This window comes from uncultured Campylobacter sp., from assembly GCF_937997465.1.
Classification (GTDB): Bacteria; Campylobacterota; Campylobacteria; order Campylobacterales; family Campylobacteraceae; genus Campylobacter_A.
The window spans coordinates 1-5,378 of sequence record NZ_CALKTQ010000333.1 but is presented as its reverse complement, the minus strand read 5'-3'; the positions used below and the strand labels follow the sequence as shown (position 1 = coordinate 5,378).

At 46.5% G+C, this 5,378-nt stretch carries 4 protein-coding genes; 3 read left to right on the top strand and 1 reads right to left on the bottom strand.

Annotated features, from left to right (window positions below; all coding sequences use genetic code 11):
- Window positions 1–9 precede the first annotated feature (9 nt).
- Complete coding sequence (locus tag Q0546_RS11310; protein ID WP_298793115.1) at window positions 10–432, top strand: Sua5/YciO/YrdC/YwlC family protein; 423 nt, start codon at window positions 10–12, stop codon at window positions 430–432.
- A gap of 344 nt (window positions 433–776) precedes the next feature.
- Here the strand turns inward: Q0546_RS11310 and Q0546_RS11305 are convergent, their stop codons facing one another.
- A complete protein-coding gene (locus Q0546_RS11305; protein WP_298793113.1) occupies window positions 777–1,595 on the bottom strand; it encodes a hypothetical protein in 819 nt (272 codons plus the stop codon).
- Window positions 1,596–2,057: 462 nt separating this feature from the next.
- Between Q0546_RS11305 and Q0546_RS11300 the strand changes: the two genes are divergently transcribed.
- Together Q0546_RS11300 and Q0546_RS11295 are read left to right on the top strand one after the other, a co-directional pair.
- Window positions 2,058–3,428, top strand: a complete 1,371-nt coding sequence (locus Q0546_RS11300) for a GntP family permease (protein WP_298793111.1) — start codon at window positions 2,058–2,060, stop codon at window positions 3,426–3,428.
- Between the two features lie 587 nt (window positions 3,429–4,015).
- Entirely contained in the window at window positions 4,016–5,158 is a 1,143-nt protein-coding gene (locus Q0546_RS11295; protein WP_298793108.1) for a glycerate kinase, read from the top strand.
- Window positions 5,159–5,378: the final 220 nt, after the last annotated feature.

Sequence of the window (5,378 nt, the reverse complement as noted above, 5' to 3'; positions counted from 1 at the left end):
GGAGGAGAGATGATCTATTTGGCGCAGACTGATACGACGGCGGGATTTTTGAGCAAGGATTTTCGCGAGATAAACGCGCTCAAGCGTCGTCCTGCGGACAAACCCTGCCTAATAACGACGGCAAAGCTTAGCGAGCTAAAAAATCTCGCTCACGTGCCCGCTAAATTTAAAAATTTAGTGCGCCGCGCGAGGAAAACGACGTTTTTATATCCGAACGCCAAAGCTGTACGCGTCGTGAAAGAGTGTGCTCACGAGGAGTTTTTGAGGCAATTTGACTGGCTCTACTCCAGCAGCGCAAATTTAAACGGGCAGAACTTCGACGAAGCCTGGGCGAAAGCGGCGGCGGACGAGGTCGTGGATAAAAATTTCAGCCAAAACGCAAGCTCGAAAATATATAAAATTTCAAAAACGCGTCTAAAACGGCTGAGGTAACCCGTCCCAATTTTACTCCCGCATTTTTCAACTCTCCACCCCAATTTCACTCAAATTTAACCGCCCTTTGGCTAATATTTTGCAAATTTAACGAAGCAAAAAGGATCAAATTTGCACGCCTTGCTAAAAATATTTAAAACCGTTTTATACGCCGCGCTATTTTTAGGGCTTTATCTTTTGGCGGATAAGTATGGACTGTTTGCTAAATTTGTCAATTAAATTTATCGACTCGGCTTTGCCAAATAAATTTCGAGTCGAGAGTCGGATGTTAAATTTAATCGTCTGTTTGTAGCGTTTCTTGAGTCTTTTGTGGCGAGCGTAATATTTTCTCTTCTACTCTCATTTTACTCTCCTTTAAAGTAATTTTTAAATCTCGCATCAAAATTTAGTAACACGTACCCTATATTTAAATCCATTTTTGGAAAAGTGTTCATAACTAAAGAAATTCTTTTATCATCGCATATATACTTTCCGCTATACCCGCCAGCACTATAATCGGTTAACCTCTTAAACATAAAGTATCTCTGTTGAAAAGCAATAGTTTCATTTGTTTTATTGTCTATGATTCTCATTGTGTCCGAGTGAAAGTATTTAGAAGCGAACTGATTTAAATTTACCTTGTCATATAGGACAGTATAGTTCATCTTAGGCATCTTATCTTTCGTAGTTATGATTTTATTTGAGTCGATTATTTTTATGATTCTAGCTCTGATATCATCATAGTGCGACGTCTTATCCCCTAGCTCTTGCACGACCTCTTTTACTATCTTGTCGTATTCGTCTTGATTTTTCTCGTAATGATATATGGCTACGTTTCCGTCGGGTAAATTTAAAGCCAAAGTCTTTAGATGAATGCCGTCAAGGTAGTTATTCATCATATATTCTGTATCCTGCTCGTTAAAGCCGTTAAAAACATTATCCTCAAAATAAATACTCTGCGGATACTCTACCGTTTCTTTTATAAAGGCCTTTGGAGCGGTAGCGCAGTAATACGCCCCAAGAATGTTTGTGATTATGATGTCGTAAGTGGGGATTAAAAATAGCGCGGCCGCTACGATGCCTCTGATCCAAATTTTATTAGTGTATTTTACGGCGATGACCATCACTATGGCGCTAACCGCCATATAAGGAATAACGTAAAAAAGTAAGATTATCATACCCATAGCGTATCCTTTTTAGTTGTCGGCAAAACAGAGACGATACGTTTTGTCTCGTGCCTAAAATTTGCGGGCCAATAAAACCCGCAACTGTTTTAAATTTGACCGCTTCGTATCTTTTGCAAATCATTGATAAAATGATAGTGCCGTAAGGCTTAAGGCGGAGTTAAATTTGAGCTTCGGCAAGCGCTAGTAGTCAAATTCGACGCTTATTTTACGAATTATAATATCACAAAATTTAACCTCGCAAGTTATATTTTGTGATAAATTTGCTCCAAATTCGAACCTAAATTCAAAACAAAATTTAACCGCACCAAAGCCGCCCGCACATTTACCGCAAAAGTAATCGGCCGTCAAATTCACTTATTTTATAAAATGAAACTAAAATTTCAAATCTAATTTAGATATTTTAAAAACAAATTTCGGTAATATTGCGCTAGACAAAAATTTTATCCGAAAGGAGCTATTATGAGCGGTATTGCTCTCATCGTCTGCTTCATCATCGCGGTCGTCGTTATGATCGTGCTGATTTCTAAGTTGGGGGTTCACCCCTTTATAGCGATCATGCTCGTTTCGCTAGCTCTAGCCGTCGTCGCGGGCATCGACCTAGTCAAGGTTCCCGCGATCATCGGAGAGGGATTTAGCGGGATATTTAAAAGCATAGGCATCGTCATCATTCTGGGCGCGCTCATCGGTATGGCGCTGGAAAAGACGGGCGCGGCGCTAAAACTGGCCGATATGGTCGTGCGCTGCGTAGGCGATAAGCGCCCCGAGCTAGCTATGCTCATCATGGGCTGGATCGTGGGTATCCCGGTCTTTTGCGATAGTGGCTTCGTCGTACTCGATCCGATCCGCCGCGCGATAAAGGAAAAAATCGGCGCCAACCCCGTAGCTATGGCCGTCGCGCTCTCGTGCGGCCTATACACCTCGCACGTGTTTATACCGCCGACTCCGGGCCCGATAGCGGCCGCAGGACTCGTGGGCGTAGGTCACAACCTGCTGCTAGTCATCGCCGTGGGTGCGGTCGTTTCGATACCGGTTCTCATCGCGGGCTATCTTTTTGCTAAAACTATCGGCGCAAAAGTGAGCCTAAAAGAGGATCTCGCAGACGTCGGCAAAAGCTACGACGAGATCATCAAAGAGCACGGCAAGCTGCCTTGTGCGTTTTTGAGCTTGGCGCCGATTTTTATGCCGATTTTGCTGATGGCGCTGGGTTCGGTCGTCTCGATACTAAAGCTAAAAGGCTCGTTTGCGAATTTCGTTTTATTTTTGGGCAACCCGATCATCGCGCTTGGCGTGGGCGTGCTATTTGCCGTTATCTTGCTGGCCGAAACGGGCAAACTGGGCGAATTTAACCTCATGACCAATGAAACGCTAAAGATCGTGGGACCTATCCTCTTTATCACGGCTGCGGGCGGCGTGCTAGGCAACGTCATCGCTAAGGCCGGATTCGTCGAGTTTATGAAGGCAAACGCCCACCTCATCGGCACTGTGGGCATATTTTTCCCGTTTGTTATCTCGGCTATCATCAAGACCGCTCAGGGCAGCTCGACCGTGGCGCTTACGACGACGGCCTCTATCATGGGGCTTTTCACCGATAGCGGCTCGATGATGAGCGCGCTGGGGCTAACTAGCGAGATGGGCGCGGTGCTAACGGTGATGGCGATTGCTGCGGGCGCGATGACGGTTTCGCACGCTAACGATAGCTACTTCTGGGTCGTTACAAACTTTAGTAAGATGTCGCCGGAGCAGGGCTACAAGACTCAGACGATGCTTACCTTTATAATGGGTATCGTGGGTATGGCGACGGTTTGGGTAGCGTCGCTTATTTTACTGTAAATTTGACGGCTAAATTTGAGTGCGGTTTTGGTGCAACGAGACTGCACTCTTTACGGTATGAACGGTAAATTTTCAAATTTGTCCGCCTAGACCCGCATCTTGAAAATGTTAAATTTGATTTGGTTAAATTTGGCATTACGCGCTAAGCTTTTTGCTAAGGGGGAAGGGGCTTGAATTACGGTCTGCTTGCAGTTGCGAGGCAAAACCGAAGCAAAAGAGCTCCCTTCTCCCTTAACAATCCCCCCACCCCTACGACGTGAGAGGTTGCTGCACTGCGTGCAGGTTTATGTGGCGCTATCGCGCGACACGTTTTTAAATTTATAATGAAGCCAAATTCGGCTCGCGATTTAAAACTAAATTTGATAAAATCAGACCGTAGAATTTAAGGCGAAGTATTTTGAGATGATTTTTGGGGTTGCGCAGATAAAATTTAGCGTAGGCTGGACTTCTGCTTGCAGTTGCGAGTGCAACGAAGCAAAGATAGTACGCCGAGCTAAATTTTAGCCAGCTCCGCTTCTTGCAAAGCAGTGAGCGAAGCGCAACTGAAAAAGCGCTCAAAAAACAAGCCTTGCCAAAAAGGAAAACAGATGAAAATACTAATAGCAATCGACTCTTTCAAAGGCTCCCTCAGCTCTCTCGAGGCCGGCAATGCCGTAAAAGAGGGCATAGAAGCGTTAGCAGGTGAGATAGATGAGGTGACGGTTAAGCCCATCGCGGACGGCGGCGAGGGTAGCGTGGTGGCGCTAGCGGACGCGCTAAACGGCGAGTTTGTCGACGTCATAGTGCAAAATCCTCTCGGCGAAAAGATCCCCGCCAGATATGCGCTAGCAGGCGAACTTGGCATCCTCGAGATGGCGTCTTCTAGCGGGCTCATGCTGGTGGAAAAAGAGCGCCGAAACCCGATGAAAACGAGTACTTACGGCTTTGGGCAGATGATTTTACATGCTATTAGCAAGGGTGCGCGTAAATTTATCGTGGGTATCGGCGGTAGCGCTACGAACGACGCGGGTACTGGCATGCTAAGTGCGCTGGGGTACGAGTTTTTTGACGAAAATGGCGAGCTACTCGAGGGCAAAGGCGAAAATCTCATAAAAATCACAAAAATCTCGAACAAAAACGTAGCGCCCGAGCTGCAAGAGTGCGAATTCCTCGTGGCTTGCGACGTGGATAATCCTCTGTTTGGCAAAAACGGCGCGGCTTATGTCTACGGACCGCAAAAGGGCGCGGACGACCAGATGGTAAAGGATCTGGACGCCGGGCTAATTAGCTTTGCGAGTGCCACGAGCGAGCATTTTTCGAGCGAATTTTGGAACTTCAAGGGTGCGGGCGCGGCAGGCGGGCTGGGGTACGGGTTTGTGAGCTACCTAAACGCCAAACTAAAGCCCGGCATCGACATCATCATGGAGGAAATCCGTCTCGAAGAGGACGTGAAAAACGCCGATCTAGTCATTACCGGCGAGGGGCGGATGGACTTTCAAAGCTCGATGGGCAAGACCCCGACCGGAGTGGCAAAAATCGCCAAAAAATACGGCAAACCGATCATCGCACTAGCAGGTAGCGTGTCGCCGTGCGCTGGCGGCTGTAACGAAAACGGCATCGACGCGTTTTTTAGCGTATTAAACGAGCCCGTTAGCCTAGAAGAAGCGATGGATAAGCAAACCGCGATGCGTAACCTCAAAATGACCGCCCAGCAGGCTTTGAGGCTATATTTGCTAGGTCGTAAGGGGTAAATTTACGTTTTGATAAGGCGACGGGGCCAGCGAATTTATCGGTTTGCCGGCTTGGTCGTGCTTGATCGCTTGGTATGATTTGCTAGCTTGAGCGGATGATTTACATTTTGTTGCAAAATTGCCTTTTAGTGCGGCGGTTTCGCGGATTTTGCGCCGAGTAGTAGCGCGAGCCTAAATTTACAAAAATCTAGGTCAAAAATCCAAAATTTAACAAGCCAAA

Bases quoted from the DNA above. Each gene is read 5' to 3' on its own strand.
- Q0546_RS11310 (WP_298793115.1), top strand. From the start codon at position 10: ATGATCTATTTGGCGCAGACTGATACGACGGCGGGATTTTTGAGCAAG.
- Q0546_RS11305 (WP_298793113.1), bottom strand. From the start codon at position 1,595: ATGGGTATGATAATCTTACTTTTTTACGTTATTCCTTATATGGCGGTT.
- Q0546_RS11300 (WP_298793111.1), top strand. From the start codon at position 2,058: ATGAGCGGTATTGCTCTCATCGTCTGCTTCATCATCGCGGTCGTCGTT.
- Q0546_RS11295 (WP_298793108.1), top strand. From the start codon at position 4,016: ATGAAAATACTAATAGCAATCGACTCTTTCAAAGGCTCCCTCAGCTCT.